This window comes from Nocardiopsis sp. TSRI0078 (assembly GCF_001905145.1).
Classification (GTDB): domain Bacteria; phylum Actinomycetota; class Actinomycetes; order Streptosporangiales; family Streptosporangiaceae; genus Nocardiopsis.
In genome coordinates this window covers 79,571-103,084 of sequence record NZ_LWLB01000032.1, presented here as the reverse complement: position 1 = coordinate 103,084, position 23,514 = coordinate 79,571, and the positions used below count along the sequence as shown (strand labels likewise).

The following is a 23,514-nucleotide window of genomic DNA, read 5'->3' as shown; positions in this document are numbered from 1 at the left end:
GACGTGTGGCGAGATTGTCGGACCCGGTGGTCCGCCTGGCCGGGACCGGGCACCGCGCCCTCTCCCACCTGCGGCCTGGGATCGTCCCCACTGGGGCGGGGAAGCCGTTGGTCTTTCAAGCGTATGCGCTCCCCGGGGGGTCGGCCCCCTCAAGCGTATGCGCTCCGGGAGGTCATCCCCGCAGAGGATCACCCCCGCATCGCGGGGCGGAACGGCTTCTTCACTGTAGGCAAGGCAATGGACTTGTTCGTACGGTCGCTGTCGGTCTACCGCCGGTCCGCCGCTCCGCCGCGAACCGGTGCTACCGCTCCGACACGGAATCGATCACCGGAAGCTGAACGGCGAGCAGAGTGACGTCATCGTCCTGCTCATACCCATCGAGCATGCTCTCAACAAGGTACTCCAGCATCTGCTGTGAATCGCCCACCACCTCCGGAGGAGCCGACGACGCCACGTCGACGAGCTCGTCGAGTCCGGAGTCGACGGACCGCTTGCGGTTCTCAACCAGTCCATCGGAATACAGGACGACGGTGTTACCGGGTTGCACGAAGAATTTGTGGTGGCCTCGCGCGGAGCTGACCCCGAGCGGCGTGTCGGGGTCGGTGTCGAGCAGGGACGGACCGGCGCTTCCCGCCACCACCAGCGGCGGAAGGTGCCCTGCGTTGCTGAGGTCGAGCTGGCCGGTGACCGGGTCCAGCACGAAGTAGACCAGGGTGGTCACCTGGTCCATACCCTCCGTGGCCGAGAACATGCGATCCAGCCCGGTGAGGACGTCGGCGGGCTCGGGCATGGAGAACGCCAGGGCGCGCAGCGCGTTGCGGATGCGGCTCATCCCGGCCGCGGCCTGGATGCCCTTGCCCATGACGTCGCCCAGCACCCCGGCGACGCGGCCGTCGGGCAGCGGGAAGGCGTCGTACCAGTCGCCGCCGACCTGCACGTTCTGCGATCCGGACCGGTAGTAGGCGGCCAGGCGCACCCCGCGCACCTCCGGCAGCTCCTCGGGCAGCAGGCTGCGCTGGAGCTCCACGGCGGTGCTGTGCTCCTGCTCATAGAGGACGGCGCGGCCGATGGCCAGCGCGCACTGTCCGGCCAGGGCCTCCAGGAACACGCGCTCCTCGTCGGTGACCCTCCTGGGGGACGAGAAGGCGAAGCGCAGCGCGCCGATGGGGTGGCCCGCGGCCATCATCGGCAGCGCGACCCAGGCCCTCTCCGGCGTGGACCGGACGAGTTCGTCGACCTCGGGGGCGCCGTCGAGCAGCTCGGAGAGCTCGGCCGGGTCGGCGGCCAGGCGGGGCAGCCTGTCGGCGATCGCCCTGGCCGCGATGTCGGGGTGGTCGGTCGGGAAGGCGGACCTGGGCAGCTGGTGGGCGTGCTCGGCGGCGATGGTGCGCAGCCGAAGGCGTGCGCGGTCCATCAGGACCACGCACGTGTGGTCGGCGCCCACGCCGGAGCGGCCGATCTCGGACATGGCGTTGACCACCTCGTCGGCGGTGAGCGCCTCGGCCAGGTCGGAGGTGGCCTTCTGCAGGCGTGCGGTGCGCATGGCCGCCTCGCTGAGCTGCTGGTTCAGGCGCTGGCGGAGCTCGTCGGCCTCGCGCTCGTTGGTGATGTCGACGAGGGTCCCGACCCACTCGGTGGTCCGGGAGCCGTCCATGATCGGGTGGGCGCGGGCCCGGTAGTGGCCGTAGCCGCCCGAGCAGGTGCGCACGCGGAACATGGCGTCGAAGGGGGTGACGTCGAGGACGGCGTCGTCCCAGGCGCGCTCGACGCGGGCGCGGTCGTCGGGGTGGAGGGCCTCCAGCCACCCCCGGCCCAGGTAGCGGTCCAGGTCCTGGCCGGTGATGGCCCGCCACTGGGGGCAGTCCTCGAGGACGTCGCCGCCGGGCCCGGCGGTCCAGACGATCTGGTTGCCGGCGTGCAGCAGGGCGCGCAGCCGCTGCTCGTCGCGGTGGGCGGCGGCGCCGACGCGGGCGCCGTCGTGCCCGGCCCCCCGGCCGGCGTCGTGGACGGCGATGAGGGCGACGCAGGAGTCGCCGGTGTCCGGTTCGGTGACGGGGAACCAGGTGAGGTCCCACAGCTGCCCGGAGCGGGTGCGGTGGCGGTCGCGCACGGCGTGCCCGTCCTCGCGCACACTGGCCAGGCAGGCGCGGTGGTCGGCGGCCGCGGCCCGCTCACCGCTCTCCTCCAGCAGGTCGCCGGGGGTCCTGCCGAGGCACTCGGCGGGGGTGCGGTCCAGGACCGCGGCCAGCCGCTGGTTGACCGTGCTGAAGGCGTCGTCTGAGTCGAGCAGGGCGAATCCGACCGGGGAGTCGGTGAGAAGGGACTGCACCGCGTCGGGGAGTTGCGCCCCGCTGATCCGGGGCGGCGGAATGGACGTCTCGGCGCTCAACTGCTCGACACCTCCGGAACCGTCGATTCCCCATCCGTGTTTCGTTGGGGGTGCTGCCTGGACCGCGCGGCCCCTGTCGACCACGCGGACCGTCCACGGCGTGGAAACCGAAAGACAAGCGGCGCCGAAGGTGATCGGGGGGCTCCGCGGCTCTCGGGAGTCACGCTCGATGACTCCTCTCGGCCGCTGTCACGGCTCAAGCATAAGACACACCCGTCCGCACGCAACGGCCGTCGTGCCGGGTCACCGTCCGCGACGGAAGGGACGCCGCCCATGGGCACGGAAGGTAAACAATAGGCCACCGTTCGCCTGTCCCAAGGTGGACCTCGGCTTTCTCCGGCGTGTTTTCGGCTAATTCCGGGCTATGGGTGTTCATGATGGCTTGCGCACCACCCTCCGCGACAGGAAAGTTATATGCCCGGAATGCCCTTTTCGCCTTGTTGACCTGGGGTGATGGTGGTGTTCAAGTAAACGATACTTCCCAGAGGTTTTATCAACAGCGTGCCGGGAGAGGGGTTGACACTCCGTCCAGAACAAGTGGAATGGGTGGAGGTCACCGTCCGGCCATACTTCAGCTAGGGGTGTGAGCAAGAATGCTCCAGACCTTCCCGGTCCAGGATCTCAGGCAGATATCGGCGCGGCTCCACGACGAGTTCAGCGCGCTGTCCCGCCGCTGCGTCGATCGCTGCGTCAGCGACACCTGGCACTGCGTCGAACACCTGGGCATCGCGGTCACACCGCACCTGGTCGAGCGGGTCGCCCGCGAGCACCTGGAGGCGATGGTGAACTCCGTACCGCCCTCGCAGGCCGTCAGGAAGGCGTCGAGAAGGCCGGGAACGTCCCTGTTCACCGGCCACCGCGCCGTTCCCGGACCGCGCTGAGCCACCGGACGCCGGGAGGGCCCGACCGCCCGCCACCGAAGCCGCGCCCCGTGTGTGCCGGCCGACACGGAGCCGTCCGGGAGCCCTCCGGACGCCAATCCCATACCCGGGGCTGGCATACGCTCGGGTGGTGCCCTCCCCGACACCTCCACCCACAGGTCCCGAACCGGTGCCCGACGCCGTCTTCGACGAGATGCTGCGCGCCGCCAGAGCACTGCTGGCCATGCGCCACCCCCTCGACGCCGAACTGGCCTTCAGCGAGATGCTCGGCACCTGGTGGGGTGAGCGGGTCCCCGGTGTGGACGTCGAGCGGCTGCTCGGCGAGGGACTGATCGCACACGCCACCGCCTCCGGCAAGCCCGCCGGGCTCGGCGTGCTCGCGGCGATCACCGCGCTGGGCACCTCGTCCACGCAGCGGAGCCTGGCCGAGCAGGGGATGATCGCACTCCGGGATCGCGGCCTGCAGGTGCCCGAGTGGGCCTCCCAGCTCGGCGCGGTCACCCCGGTGGCCGCCTACGTCAGCAGCGACCAGTTCGGCGACACCGACGACGTGGTGTGCGTGTTCAGCCGCGACCGCCCCGGCGCCCCGGGGTCGCTGCCGCCCGAGCACGCGCTGATCCTGGTCCTGGACCACAACGGCGGCGGCGTGCTGCGCGACGCCTGGGTGACCACCAAGGTCGACCAGCTGCTGGAGCAGTGCCGGGAGAGGGCCGAGGCGGACGAGTTCGCCCGGTTCGCACGGATCGAGCTGACCGAGGCGCGCGCCCTGCTGTCCCGGGCGCTGGAGCGCACCGAGCAGGCGGTGGACGCCTCGGGCGATCCGGCCTCGGGCCCGACCGTGGAGCTGGTGGGGCTGAAGGTCTCGGACCTGACCGGGGGCTCCCTGGCCGCGCACTTCGCGCTGGCCAACGCACGGATACGGATGCTGCCCACCCCTCCCGAGGGAGTGGAGGTCTGCCCCGTTCCGGTGTGGCGGCGCGACCGCCGGGCGGTGCTGGCCGCCCGCTTCCTGTCCTCGGACGAGGCCGCCGAACTCTCCGACTCCTACGCGGCCAGCCGCTGCGCCGACCACATCATCGCGCACGGCTGCGACGTGGACAGCGGTCGGCCGATGCGCGTCAGTCCGCGCAAGGTGGAGTCGTTCCTGCTGCACTGGCTGCCCGGCCGGGTGGTGCTGCTTCCCGAGGAGCAGGAGGCCATGCCGCACGTGCTGGCGGCGTGGGTGCGCTGGGCGGGCGCGCGCGGCGGCCTGCCGGAGGTGGCGGTGGGGGCGACGCTGGACGCCGTGTGGGAGTCCACCGCCGAGTTCACCCGCACCTACCGCGACCCGGCGCGTCCGCTGGGCCTGCGCCAGGAGGCGGTGCGGCGGCTGCTGCCGGACGGCGACTTCGCCTCGCTGGCGCGGCGGATGTTCGCGTTCCCGCTGCTGGCGAGCGAACTGGTGACGTGGGCGCCGGAGGAGTTCGACCCGGACACGCCCCGGGGCCGGCGGGCGCTGCTGCGGCTGGACCACTACGGCGAGTACGAGGCGGCCACCCCGCACAGCGGACGCCACTCCACCGGCCAGGACCACTGGTACCGGCCGGTGACCGGCGACGACCCGGAGCGGGAGCGGGAACTGGACCGGCACGAGCGGCTGGCCAGACGGCTGTGGCACGGGCGGCCCGCCAACCTGTGGGCGGCGGCGCGCCGGATGCTGGACCGGGGCGCGGACCGGCCCACGGTACTGGCCGCACTGGGCGAGGTGCTCGACTCCGCCACCAGCGAGAGCGACCTGCGCCGCCGCCTGGACGCGCTGTAGGGGCCGGGCCCCGCGGAGTCCGCTCCGGGCCCCGCGGGTGCGTCAGTCCAGCATGCGCTCACGCAGCCGCTCCACGACGGCGTCGGAGAGCTTGAGCCCGTCCGCGAGGTAGTCGCCGAAGGAGCCGTAGACCTCGTCGATGTGGTCGAAGGAGGTCTGCAGGTACTCGGCGCGCACCCGCGTCATCGGGGCGACCTCCTTCCAGGCCAGGCCGCTGTTCCTGGCCAGCGCGCGCATCCACTTGTCGGTGTTGGCCTGGCGCTCGTTGCTGGCCAGGTAGTCGGCGACGACGGTCTCGCGGTCCACGCCCAGCAGGCCGAGGAGCAGGGCCGCGCCCCAGCCGGTGCGGTCCTTGCCCGCGCTGCAGTGGAAGACCAGGGCCGTCGGGCCCTTGGCGACGCGCTCGACCAGGTCCCGGTAGCCGGTGAGCGCCTCGGCGTCGGTGACCAGTTCGCGGTAGACCCCGTGCATGAAGCGCTCGGCGGTGCCGTCGGCGAACATGCTCCGGGCCTTCTCCGGATCGGCGAGGGAGAGGGAGAAGTTGGCCCCGGCCGCCTCGGGGTCCTGGACGGCCACGGCCGCGTACTCGGCGCCCTCGGGCGTGATGTCGGGCAGGGTCTCGCGCTCGTGCGGGGTACGCAGGTCGACGAGCTGCCGGATGCCCAGGCCGTTGTAGACGGGCAGCTCGTCCGCCGCGATGCTGTGCAGGGCGTCGGAGCGGTACACGAGGCCGTGGCGGACGGTGCGGCCCGAGGTCGTGCGGTGACCGCCGAGGTCGCGGAAGTTGGGGGCGCTGGAGAGGATGAAGCCGTCGTTCGTCACATCCGCGACGATACCCATCCCTTCCAGGCCCCGTCAGCCGACGTCCGATTCCGGGGGACGGCGGGTGGGCACCCGCCCCGCCACCGCGGCGGTCAGTCGCCCCTCCGCATGGCGGTGATCTGCTCCCCCGCCTCCTTGACGTCCTTGGCCGTGTCCACGCCGCGCCAGAACCCGTCGATGCGGTAGGCGGTCAGCCTCCCCTCCTTGGCCAGGTCGGGGAAGGTGGAGGACTCGTGGTCGCCCTTGGCGGGCAGCAGCGGGGTGAGGCCCGGCTCGAACAGGTACACCCCGGCGTTGATCCACACCGGGAGCAGCGGACTCTGGGTGAAGCCCTCGATCCGGTCCTGGTCGTCCACGTCCACGATGCCCCAGGTCGTACGGAACTGGGACAGGGCCAGGGTCGCCAGGCCGCCCCGCTCCCGGTGGTGGGCGGCCATCTCGTCCAGGGGGAACCAGGTGAGCACGTCGCCGTTGAGCGCGAAGTAGGGCGCCTCCTGGTCGCGCAGGCCGGTGGAGGCGTAGCGCAGGGCGCCGCCGCGCCCGAGCGGCTCGTCCTCGACCAGCAGCGTGATCTCCGGCCCGTCCCCGCGGGCCTCCAGGTACTCGCGCAGCACCTCGGCCTTGTAGCCGCAGGAGACGACGACCTGTTCGACGCCGTGGTCGGCGAGCCACTCCAGCTGGTAGTCGATGATGGGCCGACCGGCCACCTCCACCATCGCCTTGGGGCGGGTGTCGGTGTAGGGCCGCAGCCGGGTCGCCTGGCCGCCGGCGAGGATGAGCGCCTGGGTGACGGGGGACGCGGAGGAGGAAGTGGGAGAAGCGGTCATGCGACGGACCCTAGCAGCACCCCCGCGGGTGGGTTCTAGGCCTGCTGGGTGGCCTCTGCGTAGGCCCTGCGCACGTCCGCGCTGGTCACCACGGTGAGCTCGGCCGCGGTCGCGGCCTCCCCCACCTCCTGGGACACCCGCAGGTCGCGGTGGGAGCACGCCTTCTCGAACAGGGAGCGGGCGAAGCGGCCGTTGCCGAGCTCGTCGATCCACCCGGCCTCGCACACGTGCGCGAAGATGCTGCGCAGGTCCTCCCGCGCGGTGTCGTCGAAGGCGTCCCCCGTGCGCGCGGCCACGGCCTCGGCGATCTCGGTGAGTTCGCCGGGGGTGTAGGAGGGAAAGCGCACGCGCACGTTGAACCGCGAGGACAGTCCGGCGTTGGAGGCCAGGAAGCGCTCCATCTCGGCCGGGTAGCCGGCGAGCACGACCACGAGCCGGGACCGGTCGTCCTCGGCCCGCTTGAGCAGGGTCTGGATCGCCTCGGCCCCGAACGCGTCCCCTCCGCTGTAGCCGGGGTTGACCAGCGAGTAGGCCTCGTCGACGAACAGCACGCCGCCCAGGGCGCGGTCCACGAGCCGGTTGGTCTTGACCGCGGTGGCCCCCAGGTGCTCGCCGACCAGGTCGGCGCGCTGGGCCTCGACCACGTCGGCACGGCCGAGCAGGCCCAGGGCGGCGAAGACCCGGCCGAGCACACGCGCCACGGTGGTCTTGCCGGTGCCGGGCGGGCCGGAGAACACGAAGTGCCGCATGGGCGCCTGGTTGAGCAGGCCCTGCTCCTCGCGGAGCTTGGCCACACGCAGCTGGGCGACGATGGAGCGGACCTGCTCCTTGACCGGCTCCAGGCCGATCATGGCGTCCAGCTCGGCCAGCGCCTCCTCGATACCCGGGGCCTCGCCGAATCCGGGCAGGCGGGAGGTCAGCTCCCGGTGGGCGGCCTCGACGTCGGCGGCCCGGACGGTGATCAGGTCCTCGGCCTCGGGGCGGGGCGCGGGCTCGCCGCCGTCCACCCCCGCGGTGACCACGCGCACGTCGCGGGCCTGGGCGGCCTTCTCGACCACCGAGCGGGCGAAGCGGCCGTTGCCGAGCTCGTCGACCACCTCGCGCTGGACCACCTGGTCGAATCTTCGCCGGAGCGCCCGGGCGGCCCCGGCCTCCAGGGTGTCACCGCGCTGGTGGACGAGGGACTCGGCGATGCGGAACAGCTCGTCGGCCGAGTAACTGGGGAAGCTGATGCGGGTGGCGAAGCGGGAGGCCAGGCCGGGGTTGGAGGCCAGGAAGGCGTCCATCTCCTTCTCGTACCCGGCCAGGACGATGACGAGCTGGTCGCGGTCGTCCTCGGCGCGTTTGAGGAGGGTCTGCACGGCCTCGTTGCCGAACCGGTCCGACTGCCCGTCGCCCTCGTTGACCAGTGAGTAGGCCTCGTCGACGAACAGCACGCCGCCCAGGGCGCGGTCCACGAGCTCGTTGGTCTTGATGGCGGTGGCGCCCAGATACTCCCCCACGAGGTCGGCGCGCTGGGCCTCGACCACGCGGGAGGTCGGCAGCAGGCCGAAGGAGTGGAAGATCGTGGCCAGCGTGCGCGCGACACTGGTCTTGCCGGTGCCGGGCGGGCCGGAGAAGACCAGGTGGCGCAGGGGGCGTTCGACGGGGAAGCCCGCGTCGGCGCGCAGCCGGGCGGCCTCGATGGAGGCGGCGATCCCGCGCACCTGCTGCTTGACCGGGTCCAGCCCGATCATGTCCTCCAGTTCGGCCAGTGCCTGGTCCACGGGGACGGGTTCCTCGTCGCGGGCCCCTCCCCCGGCGGACCGGGCTGGACGGGGGCCGGTGTCGGAGCGGCCGCGCAGCGGCTGGGCACGGCCCTCGGCGCCCGTCTCCCCCGCGGACCCGGGGAGGTCGCCGCGCCCGGTGCGTCGGGAGACGGGCATGGTCCTGGCGGCCTCGCGCCGGTTGGCCTCGCTGTCCCTGACGATCTGCCGGGAGGCGGACAGACGCCACAGCAGGCAGGCGCCCGCGGCGGCGTAGAGCAGGGCGATCCCCCAGGAGGCGGGGAAGGACTCGACGACCAGCCCGACCAGGGCCAGGGAGAACCCGGCGATGAGCCCGGCGGTGAGGGAGAGCGCGGCGGTGTGCCAGACGGGGAACTCGCGTGCCCGGCCGGCGGCCAGGACCACGAGCGGGGGCAGCGGCAGGATCAGCAGTGTGACGGGTTCGCCGGTGAGGGGGATCTGGAACAGGGGGACGGCCACGGCCAGCCAGAGCACGCACACCATCACCGTGACGAAGGCGTCGGTCGAGCGCATGAGGGCGGCCAGGACCATCAGCAGGACGAGGGTCCCGGCGACCGCCCCCAGGAGGGAGAGGCCCGCGACGAGGGCGGTGACGGCGGCCACGGTGGTCAGGACCAGGGCGGACACGAGCCGTCTGCCGAGGGGGATCCGGTGGTAGCGGGCGCGCAGGCGGTCGAGTCCCGAGGCGCGTTCGGGCTCCGCTGCGGTGGTGGAGCGCGTCTCACGCGTCATCCGTGCCCCTTCCTGCGTGGGGGTCCGTGGGCGGTCGGTTCTCCTGACCGGCGGGGGTCGGGGTGGAGGGGCGCCGGGGGCCGACGTCCACAGCCAAAGCCTTGTCCCAAGTGGGGCCGATGTCCAGTGCGGGGCGGCGTGTCGTGCCCCGGTGGCCCGGACGGCGGGGGCGGGCCGGCGCCGCTCCGGGGATCTCCCGGGTCGCCCGCACGCGTACCGGCCGGACGGCGGGGACGCCCGGACGGCGGCTCCGGCGGGTCAGAGGAGGGGGATCTGTCCGCCGGGACCGGGGCGGACCTTGCGCAGGTGCTTCCATCGGGGGAGGTCGTCGAGGTAGGCCCAGCTCATGCGGTGGTGCGGGGTGGGGCCGGACTCGGCGAGGGCCGCCCGGTGCACGGGCGAGGGGTATCCGGCCGCCCGCTCGAAACCGTAGCCGGGGTGGTCGGCGGCCAGCTCGGCCATGTGGGCGTCGCGGTGGACCTTGGCCAGGATCGCGGCGGCGGCGACGCTGACGCACGCCAGGTCGCCCTTGACCTGGGTGCGCACACGCCAGGGGCGGCCGATGAAGTCGTGCCTGCCGTCGAGGATGACGGCGTCGGGGCACGGGGCGAGCGCGTCCAGGGCGCGGCGGGAGGCACGGTGCAGGGCCTCGGTCATGCCGACCTCGTCGATCTCCTCGGGCGGGGACCAGCCGAAGGCGTGGTCGGCGACCCAGGGACGGAGCTGGTCGGCGAGTTCGCGGCGGCGTCTGGGGGTCAGTCGCTTGGAGTCGGTCAGCCCGGTGGGCGGGTCGCCCTCTCCGGGGACGGCGGCGCAGACCAGCAGGGGTCCGGCCCAGGCACCGCGTCCCACCTCGTCCACCCCGGCGACCACCCGCGCTCCGGAGGCACGGAGTTCGTCCTCCAGCGCGTAGGTGGGGGCGGCGGGCTGCACTGCGGGTGTGGGAGTGGTCGGCACACCCCCAGCCTAGAACGGCCGGGTCACCGTCCGGGCCGGTTCCGCCGAGGGCCGGGGCGGCAGGTGGCGCCGGCCGCCCCGAGGGCCCCGCGCCGACCGGAGGATCCCGCGCGACTCACCGTACGCGGCAGTGGGTCACAGGCCGTTGCTTTGGGTAGTTTCCGCTTGTCAGAACCTTCACTCCGGGCCGCCCGGGAGGAATGGACATGCAGCGCGCCAGGCCGCGTCCCCGGCCACGGATCCGCCGGGGACACCTCTACGACGCCGTCGCCGCCCTCATCCGGGCGGGGACCGGATGGGTGTTCGCCGGACACGGCCTGGCACTGCGCGGCCGGGAGGCGCCGGTGGCCGAGCACCTCTCCGTCCTGGGACCGGGCACGGCGGCCCTCGTCGCGGCCGTGGTCCCCGTCCTGCTCGTGTGGTTCTCGCTCGCCTTCGCAGTGGGTCTGCTCACATGGCTGACCGGGCCCGTACTCGGTGCCGGTGCCGTGCTCGGCGCCCTCGCGACGGACGCGCCGGGCCTGGCGCCCTTCTCCTCATGGGCGACGACGATGCTGGTCACGGCGGTGTGCGTGCTGATGGCCGTGCACAGTGGCCGGTGGTCCTGGGACCATCTCGCGCTGTCCCCGAGGGGAAGGGGATGGCGCCGGAGACGGGGAGGCGGGCCCCTCGGGACGGAGGAGAAAGATCCCGCCGTTTCGCCCCGTCTCCCCGAACACGCCCCTCCACTGCTCTATCCTGTGGGTCAGGCCGCACTACGGCGGCCGTATCGACTGTGACGCGGCCCTGTGGCCCCTCTGCCACACCTGTATTCGGGCCGGCGTCCCCATGACACGGATTCGGTGGGGGGAACACCATGTCCGCCGCAGCTTCTGGCCCGAACCCTGACGGGTCCGTGGCCAAACTGATCGAGATCGCGGAGAAGCCGACGTTCGGCCAACGCCTGATCAGCTGGGCCTCGCGCCCGCCCGGGCGGCTCTACATCCCCGCGTGCGGCGTGGTGGGGCTGGTGCTGCTCTTCGAGGACAGCGTGCCCGGCGGGCACCTGCCCACGTTCGTCATCGGCCTGGCCGGCGGCCTGCTGCTGGCCGGAATGGGCGCCCTGCGCCTGGGGATCGCGCTGGCCGTGGCCCGGCCGATGATCCGCTACTACTGGCTGCGCTGGTTGTCCGCTCCGCTGATCGCCGCCGCGGCGCTCGGACTGGCCGTGGCCGACGTCCCCCTCCAGAGCCGGGTGCAGGCCTCCGCCGACGACCTGATGGCCCTGCGCGAGGACGCCGACGAGCTCACCACCATCCCGCTCAACGGCCAGCGGGCGGGGCTGTACTCGCTGCGCAGCATCTCCGTGTCGGGGGACGTCACGCACTACGCCGTCGAGGGCTCCGGGCTGTTCGCCCCGGCCGGGCTTGCCTACAGCACCGAGGAGATCCCCGAGGGCGTGTTCGTCCCCGGGCAGGGCTCGAAGATCTACGAGCGCGTGTCGGACGACTGGTACGTCTGGGTGGACCACTAGGGCCTCCGGCGTCCCCGGCGGACGGCCCGCGGCCACACCCCCACCCTGGTCCGCCACGCTCCGCGCGCAGCACCACCCTCCTCGTCACCCTCCACCACCCTCAACGGACGGCCTTCGGCCGCGGTCCTTACCCTCTCCTTGCCGGTGGCTGTCCCGTTCCAACGTTCCTCTCACCTTCGGGCTGTAGAGATGGACGCGCCCCCGGGAGAGGCCCCGCGGTCTCCCCCCTTCCGGCAGCGCCGCCAACCCTGAGGAGAGGCTCCATGCGCGAGTTCGTGCTCACCCTTCACCTGCGGCTCCACGACTCGATCACCGCGCTGCGCCGCGCCCACGCACTCGGTGACGACGACCTGGCCAGCGCCCAGGCCGGAGAGGTGGAGGACCTGGTGGAGATCGCGGCCCGACACGGGATCGACATCGAAGCGGGCTACACCGCCCTCTCCCCCGTCGGCTGACACCGCCCGGGGAGCCCTCCCCGCACGCCCCCCACGACGGCGGGAGGGGCCCGCGACCGTTTCCGGCCGCGGGCCCCTCGTCCTCTCGACGCCGGACGGTCCGGTCACGGACCCCGGCGGCGGGCAGCCGGGCTACCGGCGGCGTTCCTGCCCGCCGTAGCCCTCACCGCGCTCGAACTGCTGGCGCATCGCGCTGTCCTGCTGGCGCCGGTACTCCTCGGCCATCTGCTGCTGGCGCTCGGCCGCGGCGGCGACCGCGCCCTGCGCGGAGTCCATCATCTCCTGCGCACCGCTTCCCCCGGTACCCAGCGACGCCCGCGCGGAGCTGTCGTTCATCACCTGCGGCAGCAGCTGCGCGGTCAGCAGCGTCGACAGCGTCGAGCCGTCCCCGGAACCGGCCTCGGTCTGCACGACCACCGGGCGCGGGGCGCGCTCGGCCAGCACGGCGCCCACGTCCAGGCGGCGGCGGGCCAGCTCGTACTCCAGCACCGCACGGTTGTCCCGGTAGGCGGTGGCCAGGCGCCGCTGCGCCTTCGCCTCGTTCTCGGCGGCGACCAGGTCGGCCCGGCCGCGCGTCTCGATCTCGTAGCGCACCCGCTGCGCCTCGGTCTCCTGCTCCTCCAGCATCTGCGCCACGTCCTTGCGCGCCTTGTTGAGGGAGGCGTTGACCTCGACGATCTTCGCGTCACGGGTCTTCTTGGACCGCTCGATGTCCATCAGAAGAGTGTCGATGCGGCGCTTGCGCGTCAGCTCCCACTCCTGCTCGTAGGCCACCAGCTCCTTGGCGACCCGCTCCCGGGTGGACAGGTGCTGCTGGTACTGGTTGGGCAGCTGCACGTCGGGGATGTTGCAGCCGGTGATCCGGACCCCGTACTTCTCCAGCTGGCCGTTGAGCAGGCGGCGCATGTCCTCCACGTTGGAGCCGCGCAGGTCGTAGGCGGACTCGGTGTTGACCTGGCGGCTGCGCTGGCGGATGGCGTCCTGCACCGCGCTGGACAGCACCAGGTCGAAGTTGCTGGCACCGATGATCGTCACGAACCGGATGGGGTCGGTGATCTGGAACTTGAGGAAGAACTCGATCGACTTCAGCGGCACGTTCTCACGCGTGGGGCAGGCCAGGACCGGCGCCGTGTAGGGGATCTCCGTGCGGGTGTCCACCACGAAGTCCACCCGCGACCACGGGTGCCACAGGTAGTGGCGGCCCGGACCGATCGGCTTCACGATCGCGCCGTACTTGGTGAGGATGCCGTGCGTGCCCTCCTCGATCTCGATGATCGAGCCGCGCCACCACCACAGGCCCGCCGCGACGATGCTGAGCACACCGACGATCAGGGTCGGAACGGCCAGGGCGGTGTAGGCGAACCCCGCGAGGAACCCGCCCATCATGGCGTTGAGGGACATCATCAGCGCCGAGCACAGGGCGAACAGGCCGAACCAGACCAGGACCATCCACCGCAGGCCGCGGTTGTCGCGCGGGATGACCACGGGGACGATCGCGCCCTGGTCGCCGCCGCGCAGCAGACCGGCCAGGTCACCCCAGGAGGCGAGGGACTCCTTGATGCTGGAGCCGCCGCCGGCGTTCACGGGCTGACTCATCTACTGACCTCCCTGGTTCGGGCCGGGACCCTCGGGGCCGCGCTGTGACCACGGCGGCAGGGGCGGGTCCTCGGGTGACTGGTGGGGCGCGCCCGAGGGCGGCGGGGCGTCGGCCGGCGGCTGCGCGCCCGCGGGCGGCCCGTCCTCCCGCGGAGCCCCGTGCCTCCCGTAGGCCTCGGAGGACTCACCGGGCTCCTGGGAGGTGTCGGCCAGACGCTCGTCGATGGACTGTTCGGAGACGGACTGGCGAATCTCCTCCACCCGGTCCTCCCCCGGGTCCTCGCCGCTCTCCGGCGTGGCCTTCTTGGGGCTCTCGGCGTCCTGGATCAGCTCGTTGATCTCCTGCTCGCGCTCGGCGATACGGCCCTGGATGTCGCTCAGGCGGGAACGGATGGCGTCCATGTCCTCCTGGGAGAACAGGGCGGTGTCGGCCTGGCCGATGATCTCCTGGGCGATACGCAGGTAGTCGACGCTGGCGGAGTCGCCCGACCCGATCCGCAGGACCTGCGGCAGGCTGTCGGCGACCGACTCCAGCTTCTCCAGGAGGTTCTCGCGGAAGCGGTAGTTGAGGATCTCGGGCGCCTCGGCGGCACTGACCGCGCGGATGTCCAGGGCCTGGGCCTGCAGGAGGGCGGCGTTCGCGTTGGCCTCGGACTCGGCCTCGACGAAGCGCTGGTGGGCCAGGGAGCGGGCCCGGTTGGTCTCGCGCTCCAGCGCGGTGTCCATCTGCGCCTGGTACTGGGCGATGTCGGCCTGGATCGCGGACAGGGTCTCGTTGAGGGTCGCCAGCTCCTTGTTCAGGTCACCCTCGTTCTGCTCCTTGCGCAGCTGGAGCTCGTACTCGAAGGTGTAGGCGTCCTTGGCCACGCGCACCATCTCCGGCGCCGCCAGGTCCATCCGGTACTCCTGGTTGGAGGGCTCGGCGTGGGTGATGTTGGCGCTGGTCAGCTCCACGATCCCGCTGAACTGGCGGTTGAGCTGCTCCACCAGGCTCTGGGTGTTGTCGCCGACCATGTCGTAGATCGCCGAGGCCTCCTGCTCGTAGATGAGGCTCCGGGTGGTCTCGCTGATCGCGTTGTTGAGCTTCTCCTGGAAGCCGTTCACACCGCCCAGCGTGTAGACGAAGTCGGTGGAGTTGACGATCCGGAACTGCACGAACAGGTCTATGGAGGCCTGCACGCCGCTCTTGGTGGGCGCCGAGCGGATCGGGGCGTTGAACGGGTACTCGCGGGTGGTGTTGACGATGTAGGAGACGCGCTTCCAGGGGTTGAAGAGCGTGACCCGGCCGGGCTGGTAGATGTTCTCCATCTTGCCGAAGCGGGTGACGATCGCCTCGCAGCCCTCGGGCACCATCACCATGCCCTGGCGCCACCACATGAACACGGCGACCGCGAGGGTGATGAGCCAGTAGTGGATGCCGAAGAACGGGTTGAGCAGGACGCTTCCGCCCGTCACCGCCTGCGAGGCCATGACGGTGGAGGTACCGAACACACCGAGCACGACCAGCGCGATGGCCGGAAGCATCGTCACGAAGGTACGGCCGCGGGGGATCACCATGGGGCAGATGACGTGGAGCGGGCCGCTGCCGCCGCGCTCGTAGTAGCTGCGGTTGAGCGCCTCCCCCGCGTTGTTGAGGGAGGTGCTCTTCTGCTCGATGCGGGTTCCGACGGAGTCACCCTGCTCACGGGCGGCGACGAAGTCCCGTGGGTCGAGTCCACCGCCCTCGGTGGCTTGTTGCAGTGCGTCGGACGCCGCCTGGCGCGGGTCGCCGCCCTGGGCGACAGCACCAGCCGCGCCGCGCACGGTCTGCGCGAACGACATAGGCATGAACTCCTTGCTGGAGACGGGAACTACCTGCTTCGACGCCGCGTACCGCGGTCCGGTTCCGGACGGGGGCCGGTTGCGCGACCGGGCGAACCATAGTGGACAGCGCCAACCTTGGCACGGGAGACATCCGAAACCCAGGGTCTGTGTCCGGAGCGTGACGGAGCACAGTTCCGGGGCCGACCGCGGACCACGGCCGCACACGTCCGGAGGCCCGCGTGCGGTCGCTCACCGACCGGGATAACGTCGTTCCCGCACGTACCACACCGGTTTCGGCCATGACCAGAGGGGGAGCCGACCATGCCCGCAGTACCCAGTGCCGTCCTCACCAGCGCAGGCCTGCTCGGCGGCTACACGGTGGCCCGCACGACCGGCAACCGACCGCTGGGCGGGGCCGTGCTGGCGGCGTTCGGCGCCGCGGCCTTCGAGACGTGGCGGCGCCGTTCGGGGGTGGGCACCGCGGTCGCGCTCACCGGCGTGTACGCGGGCGCGTTCGGACTGGCCCACCCGCTGGCGAGGAAGGTCGGCTCCTGGCCCGCCGTGCTGGGGGTGACCGCGGCGACCGCCGCGGTCGCGGCCGCCTCGGGGGACCGCGGCCGCGACTGAGGCGTCCCCGCCCGGCTCCGCGCCGAGACGGCACGCAGCCCACCCGCGCGACACGGGAAGGGGGAGGGGCACGGCGCCGGGCGCCGTACCCCTCCCCCGAACGATCCGAGCCCGGCGGATCAGCTGCAGCCGCTGGTGGCGCCGCAGCCCTCACAGGCGTAGCAGCTGCCCGACGGGCGCATCTTGGTGCCGCAGGTGACGCACAGCGGCGCGTCCGCGACGAAGCCCTTGCCCTCCACCAGCTCCGCGGTGGAGTGCGCCGCGCCGGGCGCCTCCGCCGCCGCGGGCTCCTCCTCCCGGGAGGCGGCCGGGGCCTCGGCGGCCCCCGACCCGTGGGTGGCCGCGGACTGGGCGTAGGACTCCACCTGCGCGGCGACCTGGGCCGGGTCCTCACCCGCCAGCTGCGCCTGGCGCTCGGCGGCCGACAGCACCCCCAGGGCGGCGCGCTCGTCGTAGGGCAGGTGGTCCAGCGCCAGGCGGCGGAAGATGTAGTCCACCACCGACTGGGCCATGCGGATGTCCGGGTCGTCGGTCATGCCCGCCGGGTCGAACCGCATGTTCGTGAACTTCTCCACGTAGGTCTCCAGCGGGACCCCGTACTGCAGGGCGATGGAGATCGCGATGGAGAAGGCGTCCATCACCCCGGCCAGGGTCGACCCCTGCTTGCCGAGCTTCATGAACACCTCGCCCAGGCCGTCGTCGGGGTAGGAGCCCGCGGTGATGTAGCCCTCGGCCCCGCCCACGGAGAACGACGTGGTCTCGCTCGGGCGCTTCTTGGGCAGGCGGCGCCGGACCGGTCGGGCCGCCTCGACGGCCACCGTCTCGGGCTCGGCCCTCTCCTTCTCCTTCGACTGGCCGGTGGACAGCGGCTGGCCGACCTTGCAGTTGTCCCGGTAGACCGCGAGCGCCTTCAGGCCCATCTTCCAGCCCTGGAAGTAGATGTGCTCGAAGTCCTCGACCGCGGCCTCCTCCGGCACGTTCACCGTCTTGGAGATCGCACCGGACAGGAAGGGCTGCACCGCGCCCATCATCCGCACGTGCCCCATGGGCTGGATGTAGCGGCGGCCCATCGCGCAGTCGAACACCTCGTAGTGCTCGGGGCGCAGGCCGGGCGCGTCCACGACGTGGCCGTTCTCGGACACGTACTCGACGATCGCCTCGACCTGCTCGTCCTGGTAGCCCAGGTTCCGGAGCGCGCGCGGGATGGCCTGGTTGACGATCTGCATGGAGCCGCCGCCGACCAGCTTCTTGAACTTGACCAGCGAGAAGTCCGGCTCGATGCCCGTTGTGTCGCAATCGAGCATGAATCCGATGGTTCCGGTGGGCGCGAGCAGGCTCGCCTGGGCGTTGCGCCAACCGTTGCGCTCGCCGATCTTGAGGCACTCGGCCCACTCTCGGGTGGCCGCGGTGTGGATCGGCTCCTCCAGGGTGCCGATGGTGCGCAGGTCGTCGTTGGCGGCGGCGTGCTTGCGCATGACCCGCTTGTGGGCCTGCTCGTTGCGCTTGTAGCCGTCGTAGGGGCCGACCACCCCGGCCAGCTCGGCACTGCGCCGGTAGGCGGTACCGGTCATCAGCGAGGTGACGGCGGCGGCGACGGCGCGTCCGCCGTCGGAGTCATAGGCGTGGCCGGTCGCCATCAGCAGGGCGCCCAGGTTGGCGTAGCCGATGCCGAGCTGGCGGTAGGCGCGGGTGGTCTCGCCGATCTTCTCGGTCGGGAAGTCGGCGAAGGTGATGGAGATGTCCATCGCCGTGATGACCAGCTCGGTGAGTCTGGTGAAGTTCTCCACGTCGAAGGTGTCGTCCCCGCGCAGGAACTTCAGCAGGTTGATCGAGGCCAGGTTGCAGGACGAGTCGTCCAGATGGAGGTATTCCGAACACGGGTTACTTGCACTGATACGTCCGCTTTCGGGCGTGGTGTGCCAGTCCTGGATCGTGCCGTCGTACTGGAGGCCCGGGTCGGCGCACTCCCACGCGGCCCTGGCCATGCGGTGGAACAGGTCCTTGGCGTCGACGGTGGCGACGACCTCGCCGGTGGTCCGGGAGGTCAGGCCGAACTCGGAGCCGGTCTCCACGGCGCGCATGAACGCGTCGGAGACCCGGACGGAGTTGTTGGCGTTCTGGTACTGAACGCTGAACATGTCGTCGCCGCCCAGGTCGACGTCGAAGCCGGCGTCGCGCAGGGCACGGATCTTGTGCTCCTCGCGGGCCTTGGTCTCGACGAAGTCCTCGATGTCGGGGTGGTCGACGTCCAGAACGACCATCTTGGCCGCCCGGCGGGTGGCGCCGCCGGACTTGATGGTCCCGGCCGAGGCGTCGGCGCCGCGCATGAAGGAGACCGGCCCCGAGGCGGTGCCGCCGGAGGAGAGCAGCTCCTTGCTGGAGCGGATGCGCGACAGGTTCACACCCGCGCCGGACCCGCCCTTGAAGATGATCCCCTCCTCCTTGTACCAGTCCAGGATCGACTCCATGGTGTCGTCCACGGACAGGATGAAGCAGTTGTGCACACGGAGGTTCCCCGAGAGGTACTCGCCGCTCTCGGTCTGGATGTCATAGACCTCCATCGCACCGAGGTTCTCGATACGGGCGATCTCCAGGCGCTTGGTCTCCCTGGCCGCGAGTCCCGGCCTTTCCAGGCTCTGCTCCAGTTTGAGCGCCTTGCGTTCGTCCACGAAACCGATCCTGGCGTGGAACGCGTCCCGTTCTCCCAGAGCCTGGATCCCCAACGACCAGAGATCGTGGCGGTTCTCCCTGCGCTCCACCTTCCGGCGCACCCGGGAGAAGATCCCGAACCGGAGGAGCAACTGCTGGACTCCCCTGACCAGCTTCTCGGAGATCATGTCCAGGCCGAGGAAGGTCGAGCTCTCCCGGTCGGAGACATAGCCCTCCGTCTGGAAGAGGCTGCGCAGATATCCGCGCACAACCGGCAGCGGGGCGGTGAACAGGAAGTCAGGGACCTCCATGTCCGTGCCGCGCACACGCAGTCCCCAGCGCTCGACGAAGTCGCTGAGACGGTTCCCGTAGAGTCTGGTCCGTCGGCAGTCCAGGGTGTCGTCCTGGGTCCTGACGCGGGTCTCCTTGCGGTGCACTCCGGGAAGCACCTCGTCCAACGCGGAGGTGACCCACTCCAGTTCCGCTGGCGTAACGGTCATCGCCTCGATGGTCAAGGATTTGTTCGTGCCCTCGTACTGCCCGACGAATCCGTCGGCCTGGAGCCATCCCGCGAGTGCCGCCTCCGCGACGTCCCGTGAGCGGATCTCGGACTCACCGAATGCCTCACGCCGGTGCCACTGCACCGTGTCTCCAGGGCGGAGTTCCCCCGCAGGAAGGAATCGTCCATGGTGGAGTGCGTTCCCCGTCGCCCTCCACACCAGGTGGTCTGACGTGACGTCAAGGGTGTACCCGGCCTTGGTGTGGAGGCGCAGCACATCCTTGACGCCGTTCGCCTTGGTCGCCACGACACGGGTCAGGCCGTGCGCGTCATAGACCTTGGTGCCGACCGCGTCGTTCTCCACGAGTTCGCCGATGGGCACGAGACCGGCCGGGGTGCTGACCAGCGCGTCATAGGGCTGGCACGCGCTGACCTGTTGGGCGGAGGCGGTGCCGACGTTGAACCACACCGGGGAGTTGAAGCTGAACAGCTGGTTGACCAGGGCGTACTTGAGTTCGTGGTCGAAGACCTCGGCGTCCTCGTCGGAGGCGAAGTAGCCGTGCTCGCGGCCGGTGTCGGTGTAGACGCCGACGACGCGGTCGACGAGCTGTTTGAGGCTCCACTCGCGCTCGGGGGTGCCCACGGCGCCGCGGAAGTACTTGCTCGCCACGATCTGGGTGGCGTTCATCGACCAGGAGGCGGGGAACTCCACACCGCGCTGTTCGAAGTTGACCGTGCCGTCGCGCCAGTTGGTCATGACGACGTCGCGGCGCTCCCACTCCAGGGAGTCGTAGGGGTGCACGCCCGGGGAGGTGAAGACGCGCCTCATCTTCATCCCCTTGCGGCTCCCCTTGCCCTTGCGTCCTGTCGGACCGCTGGCGGTCTCCGTCATCGCGGAATCTCCCCTACCTCTTCGGCACGGCTGCCGGCCGTGCGCGGCGTCTTGTCGTGGGGCGGCGCGGGACCGGACGTGCTCCTCCTCCGTGCCCGCCCCGGGGCGGCGCCCCGCTCGCGGTCGCCTCCCGGCCGCGGGAGGGCGCTACCCGGTGGTGCTGGTCTGGGTGTCGGGCTCGGGCTCGCGGTCCCGGCGCAGGCTGGCGATCTCGGCCTCGAAGTCGGCGAGGCTCTCGAAGCCGCGGTAGACGCTGGCGAAGTGCAGGTAGGCGACCTCGTCGAGTTCGCGCATCGGGCCGAGGATGGCCAGGCCGATCTCGTGGGCCGGGACCTCGGCCAGACCGCGGCCGCGGATCTCCTCCTCGACCTGCTGGCCGAGTTTGGCGAGGGCGTCCTCGGAGACCGGGCGGCCCTGGCAGGCCCGGCGCACCCCGGCGATGATCTTGGCCCTGCTGAAGGGCTCGGTGACCCCGGAGCGCTTGGCGACCATCAGCAGGACGGTCTCCTGGGTGGTGAACCTGCGCTCGCAGGCGGGGCAGGACCGGCGTCGCCGGATGGCCGCGCCGTCGTCGGTGGACCTGCTGTCGATCACCCTGGTGTCCGGATGACGGCAGAACGGACAGTGCACCCTGGTTCACCTGCTTCTCTCACCGAACGACAACCCTTGGATACCACTAAACCACAACTTCTGGGCGATCGCCTCTTTTCGCAACACCAGATGTTGTGGTCGAACCTAGATGCCTGCGCCGCGCGACGCAACTCTGGCAGGGGCGTGTTCCGACACGGTGAACGGTCACGCGGTCCGCGGGGCGGATGGCGGCGAGGGGGCGGGGATACGGTGCCCGCCGCCTCGCTGGGGGCGCCCGGCACGGGGGTCCAGGATAACGCCGGCGACCGCGCCCGCAGCGAACCACGAGGGCCCGCCGCACCCGGGACCACCCCGCCACCGGGATTTCGGCCGGACCGGCAGGAGAGAAGGTGCCTTCCGCATCACACCGAAACAGGCCCCGCGGACACCTGTCCGCGCATTCGGGGGACAACGCGGCGTGAACACGTGTACACACATAAGCACGAGCCGGAAATTGGCCGCGAAAAGCGCGGGAGCAATTACCCCGGCCTCGAACGCTTGTTTGATATCACCGTGCGCAACGACTAAAGTTGACCGTGATTTCACGCTGGTTTCGCCATCACGCAGACCCCCAGGTCGGCGCGGTCGCGGGCCGGCGGTGGCCAGTCACACAAGCAGGCCCTGACCGAACCGAATGCCGAGGAGGCCCGGCCGTGCCGGAGGAGAATCCCGGGACCGCGGACACCGCCACCGTTCCTGCGCCAGTGGAGAACGCGGGCGGGTCCACGCCCGAAGCCCCCAAACTCACCGCGCGCCAGCAGAGCGTGCTGAACTGCATCCAGCGCTATGTGCGTGAGAGGGGCTTCCCCCCGTCCATAAGGGAAATCGGGGAGGTGGTCGGCCTGTCCAGCCCGTCCAGCGTGGCGCACCAGCTCAAGGTGCTCCAGCGCAAGGGCTACCTGTACCGCGACCAGAACCGGCCGCGCGCCGTGGAACTGCGCACTCCCGGCCGCGCCAACGGGCAGACCGTGGCCCCCGCGGACATCGACCCCTCGCGCGCCGCGGCCGTGCCGCTGGTCGGCCGGATCGCCGCCGGCGGGCCGATCCTGGCCGAGGAGTCGGTGGAGGACGTGCTCGCCCTGCCCCGCCAGCTGGTCGGCGAGGGGCGCCTGTTCATGCTCACCGTCGTCGGCGACTCGATGACCGACGCCGCGATCACCGACGGCGACATGGTGGTGGTCCGCCAGCAGCCGGACGCCGAGAGCGGCGACATCGTGGCGGCGCTGCTGGACGAGGAGGCGACCGTCAAGGTGCTGCGCCGCGAGGAGGACGGCCACGTGTGGCTGATGCCCCGCAACGAGGCCTACGAGCCCATCAACGGTGACGCCGCCACCATCCTCGGCAAGGTCGTCGCAGTCATGCGGCGCGTCTGACCCCTCGGTTCCCGCGTCCCCGGCCCGTCCCCCCTCGGACGGACCGGGGGCCTCCCGCCTTCGCCCGGTGCCCTTCCGGCCGTGGGCGGTGCGGTGGAGGGCCTCACGCCTGTGGACGGCAGCGGGGACGCCGATGCGGGCCGCTAGGCTGGGTGGGTGCTCACACCTGCCTCCTCCCCCGCCGCCCGCCGGCGCGCCGCGCTGGTCTGCGGGGCCGCCGCCGTCCTGTTGTCCGCCGCCTGCGCGCCCGCGCCGCAGGACCGGGCCGTCGAGGCGCCGGGGGTCGGCGGCACCGAGCGCGAGCTGGCCTTCGAGGGCGGCGGGCACGAGGTGTCCGCGAGCTTCCGTACGCCGGAGGGTGTCTCCGGTACCGTCCCGGGCGCGCTCATCATCTCCGGCAGCGGCCCCACCGACCGCGACGGCAACAGCGACATGCGCCCCGACGCCGACACCAACCTGAACCTGTCCCGGGTGCTCGCCGACGCCGGGGTCGCCTCGCTGCGCTATGACAAGTACGGCAGCGGCCCCGACTTCGAGCCCCCGGAGTCCTCGGGCGGGGTCGCACCGGTGGACCCGCTGATCTTCGACGAGCAGGTCGCCGCGGCCTACGACGAACTCGTCTCCCAGCCGGAGGTGGATCCCGAGCGGGTGGTCGTCGTCGGGCACAGCGAGGGCGCCCTCTACGCGCTGCGCGCCCACGAGCTCGTCGGCGGGGACCGGCCCTCCCCCGCCCTGGTGCTGGCCGCCCCTCCCGGCACCCGCTACCTGGACCTGATCGACCGGCAGCTCACCGAACAGGTGCGCGTGGCCGAGGCCCTGGGGCAGGTCGAGGAGGGGCGGGCCGTCGGGATGCTCTCCGACGCGCGCGCCGCACGGGCGGCGGTCAGGGCGGGCCGCCCCCTCAGGTCGGCGGACATCGGGGCGACGCCCCTCCAGAGCGTCTACTCGCCCGCGAACGAGGACTTCCTGGCCTACATGGACTCCTTCGACCCGGTCGAGCTGGGCGAGGACCTGCCCGAGGGCACACCCGTGCTGGTGCTGTGGGGCGAGGAGGACGCCCAGGTCTCCCGCGAGGACGTGGACCGGCTGATGACCGGCCTGGAGGACGCCGAGCGCGTCGACGTCCCCGGCGCCGACCACATCCTCCGCCGCTACGAGGACCAGCCCGGCGCCACCGTCCTGGACTCCCAGCGCCCCTTCGCCGAGGAGGTCTCCCCGGCGTTGGAGGAGTTCCTGGAGAGCGCCTGGTAGCCCGCGGCGGCGTCCGCCGCCGGGCACCGG

The 23,514-nt window shown here is 71.7% G+C and carries 17 protein-coding genes; 8 read left to right on the top strand and 9 right to left on the bottom strand.

Annotation, left to right across the window (positions count from 1 at the left end; all coding sequences use genetic code 11):
- Positions 1-301 precede the first annotated feature (301 nt).
- Entirely contained in the window at positions 302-2,389 is a 2,088-nt protein-coding gene (locus A6A08_RS17505; RefSeq protein WP_083609166.1) for a SpoIIE family protein phosphatase, read from the bottom strand.
- Positions 2,390-2,982: 593 nt separating this feature from the next.
- Here A6A08_RS17505 and A6A08_RS17500 point away from each other — a divergent pair.
- Both A6A08_RS17500 and A6A08_RS17495 read left to right on the top strand, forming a co-directional pair.
- On the top strand, positions 2,983-3,270 hold the full coding sequence (locus A6A08_RS17500; RefSeq protein WP_073703690.1) for a hypothetical protein: 288 nt from the start codon (positions 2,983-2,985) through the stop codon (positions 3,268-3,270).
- A gap of 193 nt (positions 3,271-3,463) precedes the next feature.
- Positions 3,464-5,071 (top strand): hypothetical protein, encoded by a 1,608-nt coding sequence (locus tag A6A08_RS17495; protein WP_073703985.1) that lies wholly within the window; start codon positions 3,464-3,466, stop codon positions 5,069-5,071.
- Positions 5,072-5,113: 42 nt separating this feature from the next.
- Here A6A08_RS17495 and A6A08_RS17490 read toward each other — a convergent pair whose 3' ends face one another.
- The 4 genes from A6A08_RS17490 to A6A08_RS17475 all read right to left on the bottom strand — a co-directional run bounded on the left by A6A08_RS17490 (position 5,114) and on the right by A6A08_RS17475 (position 10,196).
- Positions 5,114-5,911: a tyrosine-protein phosphatase gene (locus tag A6A08_RS17490; RefSeq protein ID WP_073703689.1), complete on the bottom strand. Its 798-nt coding sequence runs from the start codon at positions 5,909-5,911 to the stop codon at positions 5,114-5,116.
- Between the two features lie 74 nt (positions 5,912-5,985).
- The gene (locus tag A6A08_RS17485; protein ID WP_073703688.1) at positions 5,986-6,720 is read right to left on the bottom strand and encodes a nucleotidyltransferase family protein; all 735 of its coding nucleotides are present in this window, start codon (positions 6,718-6,720) and stop codon (positions 5,986-5,988) included.
- A 35-nt stretch (positions 6,721-6,755) separates the two neighbouring features.
- A complete protein-coding gene (locus tag A6A08_RS17480; protein ID WP_073703687.1) occupies positions 6,756-9,239 on the bottom strand; it encodes an AAA family ATPase in 2,484 nt (827 codons plus the stop codon).
- 258 nt (positions 9,240-9,497) lie between these two features.
- The gene (locus A6A08_RS17475) at positions 9,498-10,196 is read right to left on the bottom strand and encodes a ribonuclease HII (protein ID WP_073703686.1); all 699 of its coding nucleotides are present in this window, start codon (positions 10,194-10,196) and stop codon (positions 9,498-9,500) included.
- A gap of 206 nt (positions 10,197-10,402) precedes the next feature.
- Between A6A08_RS17475 and A6A08_RS17470 the strand changes: the two genes are divergently transcribed.
- From A6A08_RS17470 to A6A08_RS17460, 3 genes are all read left to right on the top strand, one after another.
- A complete protein-coding gene (locus A6A08_RS17470; protein ID WP_073703984.1) occupies positions 10,403-10,975 on the top strand; it encodes a hypothetical protein in 573 nt (190 codons plus the stop codon).
- 77 nt (positions 10,976-11,052) lie between these two features.
- Positions 11,053-11,709 carry a hypothetical protein gene (locus A6A08_RS17465; protein ID WP_073703685.1) on the top strand — a complete coding sequence of 219 codons (657 nt, stop codon included), beginning with the start codon at positions 11,053-11,055 and terminating at the stop codon, positions 11,707-11,709.
- Between the two features lie 263 nt (positions 11,710-11,972).
- Positions 11,973-12,164 carry a hypothetical protein gene (locus A6A08_RS17460; RefSeq protein ID WP_073703684.1) on the top strand — a complete coding sequence of 64 codons (192 nt, stop codon included), beginning with the start codon at positions 11,973-11,975 and terminating at the stop codon, positions 12,162-12,164.
- Positions 12,165-12,296: 132 nt separating this feature from the next.
- On the opposite strand, the gene A6A08_RS17455 is transcribed toward A6A08_RS17460, so the two are convergent.
- Together A6A08_RS17455 and A6A08_RS17450 are read right to left on the bottom strand one after the other, a co-directional pair.
- Complete coding sequence (locus A6A08_RS17455) at positions 12,297-13,760, bottom strand: SPFH domain-containing protein (RefSeq protein ID WP_073703683.1); 1,464 nt, start codon at positions 13,758-13,760, stop codon at positions 12,297-12,299.
- Positions 13,761-15,581 carry an SPFH domain-containing protein gene (locus A6A08_RS17450; protein ID WP_073703682.1) on the bottom strand — a complete coding sequence of 607 codons (1,821 nt, stop codon included), beginning with the start codon at positions 15,579-15,581 and terminating at the stop codon, positions 13,761-13,763.
- 303 nt (positions 15,582-15,884) lie between these two features.
- On the opposite strand from A6A08_RS17450, the gene A6A08_RS17445 reads away from it, so the two are divergent.
- Positions 15,885-16,190, top strand: coding sequence for a hypothetical protein (locus A6A08_RS17445; RefSeq protein ID WP_073703681.1), 306 nt, complete (start codon positions 15,885-15,887; stop codon positions 16,188-16,190).
- Positions 16,191-16,309: 119 nt separating this feature from the next.
- Here A6A08_RS17445 and A6A08_RS17440 read toward each other — a convergent pair whose 3' ends face one another.
- Both A6A08_RS17440 and nrdR read right to left on the bottom strand, forming a co-directional pair.
- Positions 16,310-20,230 carry a vitamin B12-dependent ribonucleotide reductase gene (locus A6A08_RS17440; protein WP_073703680.1) on the bottom strand — a complete coding sequence of 1,307 codons (3,921 nt, stop codon included), beginning with the start codon at positions 20,228-20,230 and terminating at the stop codon, positions 16,310-16,312.
- A gap of 147 nt (positions 20,231-20,377) precedes the next feature.
- Positions 20,378-20,860 carry a transcriptional regulator NrdR gene (gene nrdR, locus A6A08_RS17435; RefSeq protein ID WP_073703679.1) on the bottom strand — a complete coding sequence of 161 codons (483 nt, stop codon included), beginning with the start codon at positions 20,858-20,860 and terminating at the stop codon, positions 20,378-20,380.
- Between the two features lie 653 nt (positions 20,861-21,513).
- On the opposite strand from nrdR, the gene lexA reads away from it, so the two are divergent.
- Together lexA and A6A08_RS17425 are read left to right on the top strand one after the other, a co-directional pair.
- Positions 21,514-22,233, top strand: coding sequence for a transcriptional repressor LexA (lexA, locus tag A6A08_RS17430; RefSeq protein ID WP_073703678.1), 720 nt, complete (start codon positions 21,514-21,516; stop codon positions 22,231-22,233).
- Positions 22,234-22,389: 156 nt separating this feature from the next.
- Positions 22,390-23,484 (top strand): S9 family peptidase, encoded by a 1,095-nt coding sequence (locus A6A08_RS17425; protein ID WP_073703677.1) that lies wholly within the window; start codon positions 22,390-22,392, stop codon positions 23,482-23,484.
- Positions 23,485-23,514: the final 30 nt, after the last annotated feature.